The organism is Frondihabitans sp. PAMC 28766, assembly GCF_001577365.1.
GTDB lineage: Bacteria > Actinomycetota > Actinomycetes > Actinomycetales > Microbacteriaceae > Frondihabitans.
The window spans coordinates 1,642,808-1,656,380 of the sequence record NZ_CP014513.1 but is presented as its reverse complement, the minus strand read 5'-3'; the positions used below and the strand labels follow the sequence as shown (position 1 = coordinate 1,656,380).

General features: G+C 69.7%; 11 protein-coding genes and 1 pseudogene. 5 read left to right on the top strand and 7 right to left on the bottom strand.

Annotated features, from left to right (window positions below; translation table 11 throughout):
- Nucleotides 1-91 precede the first annotated feature (91 nt).
- Nucleotides 92-1,387 (bottom strand): ThiF family adenylyltransferase, encoded by a 1,296-nt coding sequence (locus tag AX769_RS22980; RefSeq protein ID WP_239451976.1) that lies wholly within the window; start codon nucleotides 1,385-1,387, stop codon nucleotides 92-94.
- Here AX769_RS22980 and AX769_RS08090 point away from each other — a divergent pair.
- On the top strand, nucleotides 1,386-2,972 hold the full coding sequence (locus AX769_RS08090; protein ID WP_066278003.1) for a glycosyltransferase family 39 protein: 1,587 nt from the start codon (nucleotides 1,386-1,388) through the stop codon (nucleotides 2,970-2,972). The two genes, AX769_RS22980 and AX769_RS08090, sit on opposite strands and share 2 nt — an antisense overlap.
- A 7-nt stretch (nucleotides 2,973-2,979) precedes the next feature.
- Here AX769_RS08090 and AX769_RS08085 read toward each other — a convergent pair whose 3' ends face one another.
- Together AX769_RS08085 and AX769_RS08080 are read right to left on the bottom strand one after the other, a co-directional pair.
- Nucleotides 2,980-3,921, bottom strand: coding sequence for a 4-(cytidine 5'-diphospho)-2-C-methyl-D-erythritol kinase (locus tag AX769_RS08085; protein WP_066278001.1), 942 nt, complete (start codon nucleotides 3,919-3,921; stop codon nucleotides 2,980-2,982).
- A gap of 9 nt (nucleotides 3,922-3,930) precedes the next feature.
- On the bottom strand, nucleotides 3,931-4,926 hold the full coding sequence (locus AX769_RS08080) for an LLM class flavin-dependent oxidoreductase (protein ID WP_239452020.1): 996 nt from the start codon (nucleotides 4,924-4,926) through the stop codon (nucleotides 3,931-3,933).
- Between the two features lie 248 nt (nucleotides 4,927-5,174).
- Between AX769_RS08080 and AX769_RS24665 the strand changes: the two genes are divergently transcribed.
- The 4 genes from AX769_RS24665 to AX769_RS08055 all read left to right on the top strand — a co-directional run bounded on the left by AX769_RS24665 (nucleotide 5,175) and on the right by AX769_RS08055 (nucleotide 9,621).
- Entirely contained in the window at nucleotides 5,175-5,375 is a 201-nt protein-coding gene (locus AX769_RS24665; RefSeq protein WP_204249339.1) for a hypothetical protein, read from the top strand.
- Nucleotides 5,376-5,606: 231 nt separating this feature from the next.
- On the top strand, nucleotides 5,607-5,819 hold the full coding sequence (locus AX769_RS24660) for a hypothetical protein (RefSeq protein WP_204249338.1): 213 nt from the start codon (nucleotides 5,607-5,609) through the stop codon (nucleotides 5,817-5,819).
- A gap of 425 nt (nucleotides 5,820-6,244) precedes the next feature.
- The gene (locus AX769_RS08060; RefSeq protein WP_066277992.1) at nucleotides 6,245-7,570 is read left to right on the top strand and encodes an LLM class flavin-dependent oxidoreductase; all 1,326 of its coding nucleotides are present in this window, start codon (nucleotides 6,245-6,247) and stop codon (nucleotides 7,568-7,570) included.
- A 203-nt stretch (nucleotides 7,571-7,773) separates the two neighbouring features.
- Nucleotides 7,774-9,621: a hypothetical protein gene (locus AX769_RS08055; RefSeq protein ID WP_066277989.1), complete on the top strand. Its 1,848-nt coding sequence runs from the start codon at nucleotides 7,774-7,776 to the stop codon at nucleotides 9,619-9,621.
- Here the strand turns inward: AX769_RS08055 and AX769_RS08050 are convergent.
- The 4 genes and pseudogenes from AX769_RS08050 to metG form a co-directional block, all read right to left on the bottom strand.
- Nucleotides 9,618-10,184 (bottom strand): hypothetical protein, encoded by a 567-nt coding sequence (locus AX769_RS08050; RefSeq protein WP_157887517.1) that lies wholly within the window; start codon nucleotides 10,182-10,184, stop codon nucleotides 9,618-9,620. The genes AX769_RS08055 and AX769_RS08050 overlap by 4 nt on opposite strands.
- Before the next feature lie 5 nt (nucleotides 10,185-10,189).
- Complete coding sequence (gene rsmA, locus AX769_RS08045) at nucleotides 10,190-11,041, bottom strand: 16S rRNA (adenine(1518)-N(6)/adenine(1519)-N(6))-dimethyltransferase RsmA (protein WP_066277984.1); 852 nt, start codon at nucleotides 11,039-11,041, stop codon at nucleotides 10,190-10,192.
- A pseudogene (locus AX769_RS08040) lies at nucleotides 11,041-11,951 on the bottom strand (TatD family hydrolase). Before AX769_RS08040 ends, rsmA begins: the two are co-directional and overlap by 1 nt.
- A gap of 50 nt (nucleotides 11,952-12,001) precedes the next feature.
- A complete protein-coding gene (gene metG / locus AX769_RS08035) occupies nucleotides 12,002-13,573 on the bottom strand; it encodes a methionine--tRNA ligase (RefSeq protein ID WP_066277981.1) in 1,572 nt (523 codons plus the stop codon).

Here is a 13,573-nt window from a genome sequence, read left to right as displayed (position 1 = left end):
GGGCCAGCAAGCGGCATGCGCCGAGAATGTCCTCGCAATTGGGAGGGGACACGGGAGCGGGGCGGGGCGGGGCGGGGCGGGGCGGGGCGCGCTACGAGCGCAGGTTCGGACGGAAGGCGTGCGGGTCGATGTCGGCGAGCGGCAGGGGCACACGGCCCGTCGCGCCCACGCCAGCACCGGCCCCGGCACCAGCCGCCGCAAGCGCGCTCGGCCGCAGGTTCCAGCCGAGCATGCCGCGCGTGAGCTGCGTCACATCGAACCCGTCGGCCTGCAGCAGTCGCGCGGCCGCCGCCGACCGCGGCCCCCGCGCGCAGAAGACAACCACCGGCACCGCCGGGTCCAGCGCGGGCCGTTCGGCGCTCGTCGACCCGTAGCCGGCTGCCAGCACCGAACCGGCGATCGCGTCGACGTCGTGCTCAGGGCGCTCGCGCACGTCGAGCAGGGTGAAGTCGTCGACACCCCGTGAGCGCGCGTCGAGCCGGGCCTCGAGGGCCTCGGCCGTGACGGTGGGCACGTCGGCGGCCGCGGGAGGGGTGGCCGGGCGGGCCGTCGCATCCTGCGCCCCCATGCGGGCCGATGCTCGAGAAGCCCGACGGGAATCCGACCGGACGAGCCGGCTCTCGCGCCAGCTGCCGGACGCCGCGTCGATCGTGACCACTCGCCCGAGCAGCGGCTCGCCAGTGCCGGTGATGAGCTTGATCGCCTCCGACGCCATCACCGAGCCGACCGTGCCGCACAGGGGGCCGAGCACGCCGACGTCGGCGCACGATTCGTCCCACCCGTCGGCAGGAGGCGACGGGTGCAGGTCGCGGTAGTCGACGTCGCGCCCGCCGGGCGCGGCGTCCCAGAAGACGCTGATCTGGCCGTCGAAGCGCGAGACGCTGCCCCAGACGACCGGCAGGCCGCGAGCGGCGGCCTCGTCGGCCACGGTGTAGCAGGTGTCGAACGAGTCGCTGCCGTCGAGCACGAGGTCGTAGTCGTCGAAGAGCGACGCGGTCGAGGCGTCGAAGTGGACGGGGTGCACCCGCACGGTCACATCGGCGTTCGCGGCTCGGGCCCACTCCGCGGCCGCCCGCGCCTTGGGGGTGCCGATCTGATCGGGTCGGTACAGGGTCTGGCGCTGGAGGTTGGAGAGCTCCACGGCATCATCATCGACGATTCCCAGCGTCCCGATACCGGCTTGTACGAGATACTGGATTCCGGGGGATCCGAGACCGCCGGCGCCGATGACGACGATTCGGGCGTTTCTCAGACGGGATTGACCGTCGAGACCGATCCCAGGCAAGCGTGACGTGCGTGAGTAGCGTGCAACGCCTGGCTGCCCATCACCCTTTTCCGCTGTACCGACTGCAATGCTGGCCTTGACCAGAGGAGGAAGCCCACCCATGACCGACCTCCTCGACTCGACTTCGGTAGCCCCCACTACTGTACGTCGCCCCCCCAGCCGGGGCTGGCGGGCCCTCCAGCAGTTCCGTGCGCGCCCGGCAGGCGACCCCGCCCTCGCCGGCGTCTTCGGGCTCCTGGTGTCGGTCGCCTTCTCGTGGGTGCCCTCGATCTGGTACGACGAGTCGGCCACCATCGTGTCGGCGCAGCGCTCGTACGCGCAGTTGTGGGCAGAGATCCACCACGTCGACGCCGTGCACGCCGTCTATTACGGCTTCATGCACTTCTGGTTCGACCTCGTCGGCTACACGCCCGTCTCGCTGCGCTTTCCGAGCGCGGTGGCGGTCGGCGTCGGGGCTGCTCTCCTCGTGCTGCTGACACGCGAGCTGACGGACCGGCGCACCGGCCTCGTCGCCGGTCTTCTCTTCACGCTGCTCCCACGCATCACCTGGGCCGGCGGCGAAGGCCGCTCGTACGCGATCACGGCAGCCCTGGCGATCGCGCTGAGCCTCGTCTTCATCCACGCCAGCAAGCGCACGCGCAGCGATCCTCACCGCTACTTGCGCTGGTGGGTGCTCTACGGGGTGCTCGCACTCGTCTCGACATCGGTCTTCCTCTACTCGGCCCTGCTGGTGGCCGCCCACGGCCTCACCCTGGTGATGTGGGCCCGGCGCAGCCGGAGCGCCCAGCGCACCACCTCGTGGCGTCCCGCCCTGCTCGGCTGGTTCGTGTCGGCGGCGATCGCAGGCGCTTTGCTGATCCCTCTCGCCAGGCTCTCGAGCGACGAGTCGAAGCAGGTCGGCTGGATCGCCAAGCCCAGCCTCGCCACGGTCGCCGAGTTCTTGCAGACCCAGTGGTTCACCGGCAACCCCGTCTTCGCCGTCTTCGGCTGGGCGCTCGTGATCGCCGGCATCGTCGCCGTTCTTCGCAAGGGGGCCCGCTACAACGAGCCGAACGTGCTGCAAATCGCCCTGCCGTGGCTGCTGGTGCCGGCTCTCGGGCTCATCGCCGTGTCAGTGGTCAGCAACCCGCTCTATTCGCCGCGGTACGTCACCTTCGCGGCCCCCGCGGTCGCGATCCTGATGGCCGTCGGCCTGTGCTCGGTGCGCCTGCGCTCGCTCGTCGCCGCCGGGCTGGTCGTCGCGGTCGGGCTGACGGCACCGAGCTACATCGCGCAGCGCCTGCCGGAGGCCAAAGACGACTCGTCGTGGGCCGAGGTCGCCGCGCTCGTCAAGCACGAGCGCACACTCGAGGGCCCGAACGCCACCGACGCCATCATCTACGGCCACATCCGCCGCCACCCCACCGGGTCGGCGCGCAACATCGAGTACTCCTATCCTTCGGCGTTCGCCGGCATGACCGACGTCACCCTCAAGACGCCGGCCGCAGAGACGGGCGAGCTGTGGGAGACCCGCTACCCGCTCAGCGAGACCATCGACCGCGTCGACGGCCACCAGTACGTGTGGCTCGTCACCAGCAACAAGCAGGACCTGCGCCCGAGCGTCACGAAGGCGCTCGCGGGCGAGGGTTTCCACGTCGAGAATCAGTGGAATCTCACGCGCGTCAACGTCCTGCGCTACGAAAAGTAACTGCGCCCTAGTCGGACAGCAGGCGGGCGCCGTGGACCGGCCCCGTGGCACGGACGACGGCGAGACGCGCCGCGCTGAGCGCGATCTGCAGTTCGAGCGCCCCGTCGAGATCGGGCGCGAGGAAGGCCACCGTAGGGCCCGAGCCCGAGACGACGCCGGCGAGCGCGCCGTTCTGCTCGCCGAGCTCGAGCACGTCGCTGAGGCCTGGCTCGAGGTGGAGGGCCGGCGCCTGCAGGTCGTTGTACATCACATCGGCGAGGCGGGCCGGATCGCCCGCACGGAGGGCCTGCAGCACACCGGAGTCGACGCGCGGCTGCCGCACGGGGTTGATGTCGGCCTGGTGTCGCAGCCGGTGCTCGTCGAGCTCGGTGTAGACGGCCGGGGTCGAGAGGCCGAAATCGGCGAGCGCCAGCACCCACTGGAACTGCCCCTGCGCGAGCGCGGGGCTCAATTCGTCGCCGCGCCCCGTGCCGACGGCCGTGCCACCCATGAGCGCGAAGGGCACGTCGGCCCCGAGGGTCGCTCCGAGGCGCAGCAGCTCGTCGCGAGACAGGCCGGTGTTCCAGAGCGTGTCGCAGGCGAGCAGGGTTGCGGCGGCGTCGGCCGACCCCCCGCCCATACCGCCGGCGACGGGCACGTTCTTGTCGATGACGAGGCTGACGCCTCCGTCGTATCCTGTCGTCGTCGCCAGGAGGCGGGCTGCCCGGATCGCGAGGTTGGTGTCGTCGACGGGCACCCCGCTGAGATCGATGCCCGCGTGGGTCGACGTGAACCGCACCGCGAAGTCGTCCGCCGCGGTGGCGCGCACGTCTTCGTAGAGCGAGACGGCCTGATAGGCCGTCGCGAGCTCGTGGTAGCCGTCGTCTTGCAGGTCACCCACGGCGAGGAAGACGTTGATCTTGCCCGGCGCACGCGTGTGGACCACGGTCTGGCTCACCACGGACGTCATGAATCCAACTTACCCGGCCTGAGAGACCTCTCGGTTCGCCCCCGTCGCCTGGTGGACGAGCGGGATGACGTCGCGGGCGAACCGCTCCATCTCGGGCACCTGAGGTGAGAACTGCAGCAGCAGGGTGTCGACTCCGGCCACTTCGAACTCCAGGATGCGATCGGCCACCTGCCGAGGCGTGCCCACGAACCCGGGGCGGAGACCCCGGTTCGACACCGAGTAGTCGCTGAGCGACGGCTGGTGCTCGAGGTGCGACTGCCGGGTGAAGTCCTGGTACGACTCGTAGGCGGCGCCCTGGCTGACGTCGGTGATGCGGGCCAACTCGGCCTGCGCCTCGCCTTCCGTATCCCGCACGATGGCGTAGGCGGCCATGCCGAACGCCTCGAACGGAGCAGCGCCAGCCGCCTCCCGCTGGGCGCGCATGCCCTCGATCTTCGTGCGGAGCTCGTCGACGGTGCCACCGTGGGTGAGGTACGCGTCGGCGAAGTCGACGATCGCCGCTTTGCCGGCCGGGCTCTCGCCTCCTGCGTAGATGCGGGGCTGCACGTGCGGCTTGGGCTCGAGGTGAGAGCCCTCGAGCGAGTAGTACTCGCCGTCGAAGTCGAACGGCGTCTCGTTCCACAGGCCTCGCAGGATCGCGACGAACTCACTGGTGCGGGCATAGCGGTCATCGTGCTCCGAGAAGACGCCGCCGTACTGCCGCGCCTCTTCCTCCCACCACGCGCTCACCACGTTGAGCGTGAAGCGGCCCTTCGAGATCTCGTCGATCGTGGCGGCCTGCTTCGCCGTGACCGCGGGCAGGTGGTACCCGGGGCGGACGGCCGCCATCAGCTCGAGCTTCGTCGTGACGGCCGCGAGGGCGGCGGTGAGCGCCCAGGCTTCGAGCGACGGCGCTGCCGTGCCCTTGATGTCGTTGAGGTTCAACTCGGGGATCAGTGTCAGGTCGAACCCGACACGCTCGGCGGTCTGCACGACTTCGGTGATGTAGTCGAACGTGACCGGCATCTGCTCGTCGTCGACGTTGCGCAGCCAGCCCCCGAAGATCGGGGTCCAGAAGCCGAACCTCACGCCGGAGATCCGATGCGAGCGATCTGTCGATCCTGCGCTGCCTCGGGATATTGCGCCTCGAGAAGGCCGCCCAGGAACTTCGCGATCTCGCACGGCCCGACTTCGGCGCCTCGGCCTCGACGTCGGGGTTGTAGTTCGTGTTGGTGTTCACGTCGTAGACGACGGTGCGGCCGTCGACCGTCTCGATGAACTCGATGCCGGCGATCTCGATGCCGTTCACATCGAGGAAGGACGGGAGGCGCCGGATCAGCGGGTGCGACGCGATCGGCTCGCCGTCGGCTGTCGTCTCGCGCAGCTGGAAGAGCGGCGCCTGGCCGGGCAGCGCGCACGCGTCGGCCGGGCAGAACTCGAACGTGTCGCCGGAGGTGTCGACGCGCACCGCGTAGACGAACTCACCACCGACGAACTCGGCTCGAGTCACGAACGACTCCTTGCCGACCAGGAGTTCTTGGATCAGCGTGATCCCGTCGGGTGACTCCTCGAAGTCGGGGCTGTCGACCCACGAGGCGAATTCCCCGACGGTGTCCCAGCGCCGCACGCCGAGGCCCTTGCCGCCCTGGTTGTGCTTCGAGATGAACGGGGCGCCGAACGCCTCGGCCGTGGACACGAGGTCGCGCTTGCCGAACACGGCCGAGGTGCGCGGCACGTCGAAGCCGAGCTTCTGCAGCGCCACGTGCTGCTGCACCTTGCTGACCTCGAGGTCGATCACGGCGCGGCCGCCGACGGTGCGCCGACCCGCGGCTTCGAGCCACGACAGCGTCGCCCGGGTGTACTCCTTCGAGTGCCCGTTTCCGCGCGTGTGGGCGCTGGCCGACATGCGCGACCAGTAGACACCGGGCGCAGGATCAGCGGTCAGGTCGATTCCGCCCTCGGTCAGAAGCAGTTCTTCGACGGGCACGCCTTCGGCTTCGAAGGCGCGGGCCAGCGGGGGGAACCACTCGGGGTTCTCGTGGATCACAAAGACTCGGGGCTGTTCGGTCACCCGCCCAGCCTAGGCACCGACCCTCCGCTGCGCCTGCCTGTGTCGTTCCGCTACGCCCGTCTCTGCCGGGGCATCCCGCCCCTCCCGCCCCTCCCGTGCCGAAATCGCGACCGGTTGAGCCTCAACACCTCGGCGCGGCAGTAACGGGTGTGACTGGCCGCCCGGATCGGTCGCGTTTTCGGAAAGGAGCGGCACGCCAGGGCGGGGCGAGGCGCACGACGCCGCATTACGCCCTGGCAGCACACCGCGGCTCGGCCCGGCAGACTAGGGCCCATGGCACGGATGCAGCACTTCGGATGGTTCTTCGGCCGCGGGTTCGGCCCGCAGGGGTGGCTGCGCGACGACTACCTGTGGGGCCACCGGTGGGATCGCCCGCAGCTGTACCAGCAGTCGGCGAAAGAGCTCGAGCAGGCCGGCCTCGACCTGCTGATCGTCGAGGACAGCATCTCGCCCGGCCCCGCCGAGCAGCTCGACCTCCGCGTGCGGTCGGCCCTCGGCGCCCCGAAGCTCGACCCCTTGCTGCTGACGCCCTACCTCTTCGCCGCCACGACGCACCTCGGCGTCGCCCCCACCGTCAACGCCGGCGTCTACCCGCCCTACCTCGCCGCCCGGCAGTTCTCGACGCTGCAGCACCTCAGCGACTACCGCGTCGGGCTCAACGTCGTGACCGACGTCAAGAGCAGCCGGCACTTCGGCATCCCCGAGCTCGATCACGACAAGGCCTACGACCGGGCCGAGGAGTGGATGCACGTGGTGCGGCAGCTCTGGCACAGCTGGGCCGACGGGGCGATCGTCGAAGACACCGACACCTGGCGCTACGCCGACGGCTCGAAGCTCGACGCCTTCCAGCACCGCGGCGAGTACTTCGAGCTCGACGGCCCCCTGAACGCGCTTCCCTTCGACAAGCCCGGCAACAGCGGCGACCCGGTCATCGTCTCCCCTGGCGGCTCCGGCCGGGGCCTCGCCTTCGCGGGCCACAACAGCGACGTGCAACTGGCCCTGGCGCCACTCGACGTGGAGAGCATCCGCGCCTACCGGGCGAAGATCCATGCGGCAGCCGAGGCCGAGGGGCGTGACCCGGCGAGCATCAGAATCCTGTTCGTGTTCACCCCCGAGATCGTGTCGAGCGACGACGAGGCCGAGAGGCTCGTGCGGGCCTCCGCGCACCCCTCCGACGCCGACCTCCACGAGGTGATCGAGCGCCAATCGATCATCACCGAGACCGACCTCACCGGCCAGAGCCTCGACGCACCCCTCGACCTCGGCGTCTTCGGCCAGCACGTCTCGAAGGGCTCGATCGGCGGCCTCGTCGGCAAGCACGACCCCGAGACCCCGCTGCGCGAGCTCTTCATCGCCAAGTACCGCAAGGGCAGGATCACCGACGGCTCGGGCTCAGTCGGCACGGTCACCCAGGTCGCGGACTTCGTCGAGCGCCTCGGCGAAGAGGCCGGCAACGACGGGTTCATCTTCAACGGCGACCTCCACCCGGCGACGGTGCACCGCATTCTGGATCGCCTGGTGCCCGAGTTGCGCCGGCGTGGCATCCTGCGCTCCGAATTCGGCGGAGGAGGCCTGCGGGCCAATCTGAACGACTTCTAGGCGCCGTCTGGGGCCCCCAAAAGGCGGACCCCCATTTGGGGGCACATTGCCCCCGAACGAGTCGCATAGTGACATCGATTCATTTAGGGTCGGATGAACGGATCACGGCCTGCACCCGACAGGCCACGGCGTCCGGGGCCCGAAACCCATCGTCACGCGCGACCACCCATCGCGCGCCAGAGTCATCCGAATGAGGCAGCGCCATGGCGCGATCCACCCACTCGAGCAATCCCCTGCGCGCACGACCCCGCCGATCGCGGCTGGCGGCGGTCGTCGCGGGCGCCACCGCTCTGGCGGCGGTCCTCGCCGCAACGCTGGCAGGCCCGGCCTTCGCCGACTCGAAGCCGACGAACCCGTCCGACTCGGCGACACCCCCGACGGTCACGGCCGACGCACTCCCCACTCCGCAGATCAACGGAGTCGTCTGGACACAGACGATCGTCGGCAATACGGTCTTCGCCGGGGGCAGCTTCACGACTGCTAGGCCCTACGGCGTCGCACACCTCGGTAAGGGCACCGTGGAACGCTGGAACATCCTGTCGTACAACCTCACCACGGGCGTGCTCAACACCGCCTTCGCCCCTCAGCTGAACGGGCAGGTCAAGGCGATCGTCGGCACCCCCGACCAGAAGCACGTCTTCGTCGCCGGGACGTTCACCAAGGTGGGCAAGACGACGGCGAACCACGTGGTCGAGCTCGGTGCGACGTCGGGCGCCGTCATCCCGAGCTTCAAGGCCACCACGAACTACACGGTCGACGCTCTGGCCCTCGACTACCGCAAGAACAACGTCTATCTGGGCGGAGACTTCACCACGGTCGACTCGAAGGCCCGGACCCGTCTCGCTGCGGTGTCCGTCACCCAGGGTGCGCTCCGGCCGTGGGCCCCGTCGGCGAACGGCACCGTCCGTGCCCTGGCCGTCGACCCCGACCACTCCAAGGTCGTCGTGGGCGGCGCCTTCTCGACCCTCGACGGGAAATCGAAACCCGGTTACGGCATCGGCGCAGTCAACACGACGTCCGGCTCGCTCCTGCCGTGGGCGATGAACAGCGTCATCCGCGACGCCGGCATCAACTCGGCGATCCTGAGCCTCGCCAGCACGTCGACGGGCGTCTACGGCTCGGGATACGTGTACAACGGCGCGGGCAACCTGGAGGGCACCTTCCGGGCGGACTGGAAGACCGGAGCCCTGACCTGGATGGAAGACTGCCACGGCGACACCTACTCGGTGGCGATCGCAGCGGGCGTCGAATACGAGGCCGGTCACGCGCACAACTGCTCGACGGTCGGCGGCTTCCCCGATGACACGAGCCTCGACCACTACCGCGCCGTGGCATTCAGCACAGCGGCGACCCACACGCTCACGGCCAACACGGTTGCCGGCTACTCGAACTTCGCCGGTCAGCCGGCGCCCTCGCTGCTCGACTGGTTCCCGGCCTTCGACATCGGCACGTTCACCGGCCAGAACCAGGGGCCCTGGAGCGTCGCGGCATCGGCCAAGTACGTCGTCTACGGCGGCGAGTTCACCACCGTCAACGGCATCGCGCAACAGGGTCTCACCCGTTTCGCGGTGCCCTCGCTCGCGCCGAACAAGATGGGGCCCGAGAAATCGGGGGCGACGTTCATGCCCACCGTCACGGCCACGCCGACGTCCGCGACCGTCTCCTGGACGGCGAACGCCGACCCCGACAACGAGAACCTGACGTACACCGTGCTGCGCGACGATGTTCCCGTCTACACGGTCACCGGCCCGTCGTGGCTCTGGAACGAGCCGACGATGTCGTGGACGGACACGGACGCCACGGCCCTCACACCCGGCTCGAGCCCCTGGTATCGCATCCGCGCCACTGATGCGTTCGGCAACACCGTGATCGGCGACAGCACGACGGTCACGATTCCCGCTGCGCCGTCGACGGCGCCCGACCCCGGCGCGGCGGTCGACTCGCCGGTCACTCCCCCAGCAGCGCCGGCAGCGGCGGCACCCGCCGCGGCAACACCCGCCGCCGCCCCCGCGGCACCCGCGGCGGATCCCGCCGCAGCACCCGCAGGCTAGGCGGCGTCAGCGACCACCTGCAGGATCACCTTGTCGAGGGTGCGCCGCACACCCGCGACCAGCTCGGGCAGGCGGATCCCCGACTGCACGAGCGACAGGGCGCAGTTGCCACCGGTCGAGGGCCCGGCCACACGCGCGGTCAACTCGTCTCCGCCGGGCAGCTGCCAGGTCGAAGTGGTGCGATCGGGGGTGCGGTGAACGGCATCGGGATCCTGCTTCACGGCTGCCGACACCCGCGCGATCGCTGCGTCGAGCAACGCGGTCTGCGCGCCCCGCATGCTGCGGCTCACCGACACCTCGAACGTGCCGTCGGGCTGCCGGCCCGGCAGGGCGATGCCGTGATCCTGGTGGTAGCGGACGGCGACCGACCGGGCGCCCCACTCGGGGGCCTCGTAGACGTCGACGAGCAGCGACACGATCTGCTCGAGCGAGAGCCGCGCGCCGTTCTCGGCGTCGAGGATCTCGAACCAGGCCTGCACGCTCCGCCCGGTGCGGGCGGCGAGCTTGGCGTCGCTCAGCCCGCCGGAGCCTTGGCCGCCGCCGGCCTGCCTCTTCGGCGACACGCCCACTACGAGCCGGCCGCGGCCAGGCGCACCCGAGCGATGGCCAGGAAGTCGTCGACGGTCAGCTCTTCGCCGCGGCTGGTCGCTTTGAGACCGGCCGCCTCGATCGTGTCGGAGGCCTCGCCAGACGATCCGAACACGCTCGACAGCGACTGCCGCAGCATCTTGCGCCGCTGCTGGAAGGCCGCGTCGACGAGTTCGAACGTGGCCACGCGCTCGGGCTCGGTGCCCTTCGGCTCGCGCCGGTCGTACGCGACGAGGATGCTGTCGACGTTCGGCACCGGCCAGAAGACCTGACGAGACACGAGCCCGGCCGTCGACCACTCGCCGTACCAGGCGGCCTTGATGCTCGGAGACCCGTAGACCTTCGACCCAGGATCCGCGGCGAGACGCTGCCCGACCTCGGCCTGCACCATCACGAGGCCGCGGGTCAGCGACGGGAAGTGCTCCAAGAAGTGCAGCAGCACCGGCACGGAGATGTTGTACGGCAGGTTGGCGACGAGGTGGGTCGGCTCGGTCGGGAGGGAGACCACCCGCATCGCGTCGTCGACGATCAGCGTCAGCTCCGCGCCGGGCTGCAGCAGCCGGACGGTCTCGGGCAGCTGCTCGGCGAGGCGCTTGTCGATCTCGACGGCGGTGACGACCGCGCCGCGCTCGAGCAGCCCGAGGGTCAGCGACCCGAGGCCGGGCCCGATCTCGACGACGGAGGTGCCCTCCGTGACCCGCGACGCCGTCACGATCCTGCGCACCGTGTTGGCGTCGTGCACGAAGTTCTGCCCGAGCTTCTTGGTGGGCTGGATGCCGAGGAGGTCGGCGAGGTCGCGGATCTCGGCGGGGCCCAGCAGGGTCGACGCCACTAGGCCTCGATCAGGATCGGTTCGGACTCCCACGTGCCGTAGACCAGCTCGGTCGTCGAGGTGATCTGCGCCGCGAGCATCGACACGTCGGTGCCGATCGTCTCGGCCATCGATCGGAGGGTGAGCGGGATCAGGTAGGGGGCGTTCGGTCGGCCGCGGAAGGGCGTCGGGGTGAGGAAGGGCGCGTCGGTCTCGACCATGATCAGGTTGCGCGGCGCCTGCACGAGCGCGTCACGCAAGGGCTGGGCGTTCTTGAACGTGACGGTGCCGGCGAACGACATGTACCAGCCGTTCTCGGCGCAGACGCTCGCCAGCTCGGGGCCGCCCGAGAAACAGTGGAAGACGGTCTTGTCGGGAGCGCCCACGCGCTTCAGCGTCTCGACGACGTCGTCGTGCGCGTTGCGGTCGTGGATCTGGAGGGCGAGGCCGTGCTCCTTGGCGATCGCGATGTGGGCTTCGAACGACTCGATCTGGGCTCGACGCGACTCGGCCTCGTCGCGCCCGTCCTGCCCCAGCCGGAACCAGTCGAGTCCGGTCTCGCCGACCGCCCGGACGCGGGGCGCCCGGCCAGCTCGTCGATCTCGGCCAGGGCTTCGTCGAGCCGACCCTCGGCGGCGTAGCGTGGCGCTTCGTTGGGGTGCAGCGCGACGGCCGCCAGGACGCGAGGCTCGCGGGCGGCGATCTCGGCCGACCATCGCGACGTCTCGAGGTCGTTGCCGACCTGCACCACGCCGCGGATGCCGACGCTGGAGGCGCGATCGAGGTGCTCGCGGTAGTCGAGCCCCTCGCCGTCCTGGATCTCCAGGTGGGTGTGGTTGTCGTACACCGGCACGGTCAGGGCCGAGGGCAGCGGCGGGTATGACAGGTCGCGCTTCTGGCCGTCGGGAGCCTGGTCGGCGCGCTTGCGGATGAACTCGGCGTCGCGCGCTGCCGCGTCGTCGCGGCCGGGCTGGGAGTCGCTCACGCGGTGGCCGGCTCCGGCTGCTCGATGCGCGGGAAGAGCGTCGACTCCAGCGGCTTCACGCTGGGCGCCGACGACCACTCGGCCGCGTGGTCGATGTTCTGGCTGGTCAGCTCGCCCTGCCCGATGCTCTCCCACAGGCGGTGTGCGGCGCCCGGGATGAACGGGCTGAGCAGCACCGTCAGCGTGCCCAAGCCGCGCAGCGCCGTGGCCAGCACCGTGCCGAGGCGCTCGCGAGAGGCCTCGTCTTTGGCGAGCTTCCACGGCTCCTGCTCGGTGATGTAGCCGTTCAGGGCGTCGACGAGCTCCCAGATGGTGCTCACCGCCTCGTTGATCGCGTAGCGGCCGATCGCCTCGTCGGCGCCTTCGGTCACCCGCAGCTCGGTCTGGCGGATCACGAGGTCCTGCTCGGTGAGGTCGCCCGCAACGGGCACGGTGCCGTCGAAGTAGCGCGTGATCATCGCGATGATGCGCGACGCCAGGTTGCCGAAGCCGTTGGCGAGCTCGGCCTGGTAGCGCGCAGAAATGTCCTCCCACGAGAAGTTGCCGTCCTGGCCGAAGGTGATGGCGCGCATGAAGTAATAGCGGAAGGCGTCGACGCCGAACGTGTCGGTGATCTGCTGCGGCGCGATGCCGGTCAGCTTCGACTTCGACATCTTCTCGCCCCCGACGAGCAGCCAGCCGTGACCGAAGACGTTCTTCGGCACGGGCAGGCCGGCAGCCATGAGCATGGCCGGCCAGATGACGGCGTGGAACCGCGCAATGTCTTTACCGACGAGGTGCATGGCCGGCCAGCGGCGGCCGAACTCCTCGTCGTCGACGCCGTAGCCGACGGCCGTGACGTAGTTGAGCAACGCGTCGAACCAGACGTAGACGACGTGCGAGTCGTCCCACGGCACCTTGATGCCCCAGTCGAACGAGGCGCGCGAGATCGAGAGGTCGCGGAGACCCTGCTTGACGAACGACACGATCTCGTTGCGGACGCTCTCGGGCTGGATGAAGGACGCTTGCGACTCGTAGAGGTCGAGCAGCGGCTTTTCGAAGTCGCTCATCCGGAAGAAGTAGTTGCTCTCTTTGAGCAGCTCGACGGGCTTCGAGTGGATCGCGCAGACCAGCTCGCCCTCGTAGGGCCCGGTGCCCTCGACGAGGTCGGACTGCTGCTTGTACTCTTCACAGCCGACGCAGTAGTAGCCCTCGAACTCGCCCTGGTAGATGAAGCCGTCGTCGTACAGCTTCTGGAGGAACAGCTGCACGCCGCGCTCGTGGCGCTCGTCGGTGGTGCGGATGAAGTCGTCGTTGGTGATGTCGATGGCCTCGAGCAGCGGCTTCCAGGCCTCCTCGACGAGCTTGTCGGCCCAGGCCTTCGGCGTGACGTCGTGGCTGACGGCGGTGCGCTGGATCTTCTGGCCGTGCTCGTCGGTGCCGGTCAGCAGCCAGGTGTCGTCGCCGCGCTGGCGGTGCCAGCGGGCGAGCACGTCGGCCGCCACCTCGGTGTAGGCGTGACCGATGTGGGGCACATCGTTGACGTAGAAGATGGGCGTGGTGATGTAGAAGGAGTCGCCGACGGGCAT

Bases quoted from the DNA above. Each gene is read 5' to 3' on its own strand.
- metG (WP_066277981.1), bottom strand. From the start codon at position 13,573: ATGCCCGTCGGCGACTCCTTCTACATCACCACGCCCATCTTCTACGTC.
- AX769_RS08080 (WP_239452020.1), bottom strand. From the start codon at position 4,926: ATGCCGGTCACGTTCGACTACATCACCGAAGTCGTGCAGACCGCCGAG.
- AX769_RS24665 (WP_204249339.1), top strand. From the start codon at position 5,175: ATGAACTCGATGCCGGCGATCTCGATGCCGTTCACATCGAGGAAGGAC.
- AX769_RS08055 (WP_066277989.1), top strand. From the start codon at position 7,774: ATGGCGCGATCCACCCACTCGAGCAATCCCCTGCGCGCACGACCCCGC.
- AX769_RS08060 (WP_066277992.1), top strand. From the start codon at position 6,245: ATGGCACGGATGCAGCACTTCGGATGGTTCTTCGGCCGCGGGTTCGGC.
- AX769_RS08085 (WP_066278001.1), bottom strand. From the start codon at position 3,921: ATGACGTCCGTGGTGAGCCAGACCGTGGTCCACACGCGTGCGCCGGGC.
- AX769_RS08090 (WP_066278003.1), top strand. From the start codon at position 1,386: ATGACCGACCTCCTCGACTCGACTTCGGTAGCCCCCACTACTGTACGT.
- AX769_RS22980 (WP_239451976.1), bottom strand. From the start codon at position 1,387: ATGGGTGGGCTTCCTCCTCTGGTCAAGGCCAGCATTGCAGTCGGTACA.